This window comes from Micromonospora sp. MH33 (assembly GCF_003013775.1).
GTDB lineage: Bacteria > Actinomycetota > Actinomycetes > Mycobacteriales > Micromonosporaceae > Micromonospora > Micromonospora fulviviridis.
Map to the genome: position 1 here is coordinate 1 of NZ_MUYZ01000646.1, position 1,178 is coordinate 1,178.

A 1,178-nucleotide genomic window follows, 5' to 3' on the forward strand; every position below is an offset into this window, starting at 1 on the left:
CGCCGCGTCGATCCCCGCCACGAGGACGGTCGGGGTCACGCGGCCCACCGCCCGGAGGAGGCGACCACCCGGGCGCCCGCGAAGTCCACCATGGCCACGTCGACGGTGACGGCGTGGGCGGCGAAGCGGCGCAGCACCTGCCGGACCCGCCCGCAGAGCAGGTCCCCGGCCGGGCCGAGCAGGCCGGCGGCCGCCCACAGCTCGTACGCGTGCCGGCCGGTGTTGGCCGCGGCGACCGCGGCGACCAGGTCCGGGTCGCCGCCGGCCTCGGCGGTGACCGCGCCGAGTAGCGAGAGGTCCACCCTGGACCGGGTGTAGTGGGTCATCAGGATGCCGGCGGCGAGCTTGGCCAGCTTGCCGGCCATGCCGACGAAGACCACCCCGGTCATCCCGTCGCCGACGGCGGCGGTGACCGCCGCGCCGGTGAAGTCGCCGACCTCGACGAAGCACACCTCGGGCAGTTCCGGCAGGAGCGCCCGGGCGGCCCGCTCGGTACGCCCACCGGTGCAGAGCACCACGGTCCGCTCCCCCTGGGCGGCCATCACGTGCACGGCCTGCACCACGCTGGCCCGCCAGGAGGCGGTGGAGAACGGCCGCACGATCCCGGTGGTGCCGAGGATGGAGATGCCACCGAGGATGCCGAGCCGCCGGTTGGTGGTCTTGCGGGCCATGATCTCGCCGCGCGGCACACTGATCACCACGCGCACCCCGGTCTCGCCGAGGTCGACCACCTCGGCGACGGCCTGGCCGATCATGCGGCGCGGCGTCTCGTTGATGGCCGGGCCGCCCACCGCCAGGCCGAGCCCCGGCCGGGTGACCGTGCCGACGCCCGGCCCGCCGTCGAGGCGCAGCCCGGGCTCGTCCCGCCAGGTGACGGTGGCGGTCAGCTCGGCGCCGTGGGTGACGTCCGGGTCGTCGCCCGCGTCCTTGACCACCACGGCCTCGGCCCGCCGGGACGGGTCGAGGTCGCAGCGGGCCACCGCGAAGGTGACCCGCCGGCCGGCCGGCAGGCCGATCTCCACCTGGCGCTGCGGCTCGCCGGTGACCAGCGCGGTCAGCGCCGCCTTGGTCGCCGCGGTGGCGCACGCGCCGGTGGTCCAGCCGGTCCGCAGCGCGGTGGGCCGGACCTTGGCCGTACGCGGCAGGTCCGGCTCACGCAGCGGCGGCTCGGCGTACGT

At 76.9% G+C, this 1,178-nt stretch carries 1 protein-coding gene; it reads right to left on the bottom strand.

Features of this window, described 5'->3' with window-relative positions; translation table 11 throughout:
• Positions 1 to 35: 35 nt before the first annotated feature.
• The gene (locus B0E53_RS36645; RefSeq protein ID WP_210406373.1) at positions 36 to 1,160 is read right to left on the bottom strand and encodes a cobalt-precorrin-5B (C(1))-methyltransferase; all 1,125 of its coding nucleotides are present in this window, start codon (positions 1,158 to 1,160) and stop codon (positions 36 to 38) included.
• Between the last annotated feature and the right edge of the window lie 18 nt (positions 1,161 to 1,178).